The organism is Rhizobium giardinii bv. giardinii H152, from assembly GCF_000379605.1.
Classification (GTDB): domain Bacteria; phylum Pseudomonadota; class Alphaproteobacteria; order Rhizobiales; family Rhizobiaceae; genus Pararhizobium; species Pararhizobium giardinii.
The window spans coordinates 1-1,239 of record NZ_KB902637.1 but is presented as its reverse complement, the minus strand read 5'-3'; the positions used below and the strand labels follow the sequence as shown (position 1 = coordinate 1,239).

The 1,239-nt window shown below is 57.1% G+C and carries 1 protein-coding gene; it reads right to left on the bottom strand.

What is annotated here, in order from left to right; translation table 11 throughout:
* The coding region (locus A3AY_RS0112790) for an aspartate ammonia-lyase (RefSeq protein ID WP_018326060.1) at nt 1-1,051 on the bottom strand (1,051 nt) is incomplete at its 3' end.
* Nucleotides 1,052-1,239 lie beyond the last annotated feature (188 nt).

The window sequence follows — 1,239 nt, the reverse complement described above, 5'->3', positions numbered from 1 at the left end:
TGCCTACCGTCGTATCCATGCCATACACATAGAAGCAGACTTGGTTCAGCGCTTCTGCAGCGACCGGGTTGACCTTCCCAGGCATTAGGGAAGAACCCGGTTGAAGGGATGGCAGCACGATCTCGCCAATACCCCCGCGCGGACCGCTTGATAGCAGCCGAAAATCATTCGCGATCTTCGAAAGCTTCGCCGCAGTTCGCTTCAAAAGCCCCATGTGAAGCATGAATGCGCCCATGTCCCAACTTGCCTCCAGCAGGTCTTTTGATCCGACCACTGGCAATTGCATGTTGCGGGATAAATTCTCGATCGCGCGCTGTCGGTAGGATGGGGTGGCTGCGATCCCGGTTCCGATTGCTGTACCGCCGAGGTTGNCCTCCAGGAACAACCGCTCTGTCTCGTCGAGACGGTTACAGTCTTCCAGAAGCGTCGTCGCGAACGCTGCAAACTCCTGTCCCAGCGTCATCGGAACAGCGTCCTGCAATTGTGTTCGCCCGAGCTTGCGGATATCTGCAAACTCTTTCGCCTTGCGATTAAGGGCCGCGGCGAGATCGGCGAGCGCATCGCGCAGTTGGCGGCTAGCTGGGATCATGGAAAGTCGGACGGCAGTCGCGTAGGCATCGTTTGTCGATTGGGATCGGTTGACGTCATCATTTGGATGAACCAGACGCCCCTCGCCCCTGACTCCGCCCAGCAATTCGCTCGCACGATTGGCCAATACCTCGTTCATGTTCATATTGGTGGAGGTGCCCGCCCCCCCTTGGAAGACGTCGACCAGAAATTCGTCGTGGTGCTTACCCGCCAGCACTTCCTGGCAAGCCAGCACGATTGCGTCTCGCTTTTCGCTCGGAAGCAAACCCTCGGCACAATTTGCTTGTGCAGCAGCCATCTTTACGTGACCGAGTGCCTGTATGACCGACGGCATGCTTTTGATCGGAATGCCCGAGATCGGGAAGTTAGCGAGCGCTCTAGCGGTCTGAGCGCCATAATATCGATCTGCCGGCACGGTCACCGGGCCAAGTGGATCGTGTTCGATACGAGTGTCATTAGACATTGTTGCCTCGATTGGTCAGGCGGCGTTGCCTTGGGTAGCCCAGGATCACGAAAAACTCAGCGCCAGTTCTAGCGCCAAAAAATCATCCCCGATTGATACAAACGACCTTTGGCTGGGTCATGTCCTCGTAGGCGAAACGAACCCCCTCTCGGCCCATGCTGCCGTATTTGAAGCCGCCGAAGGGCATG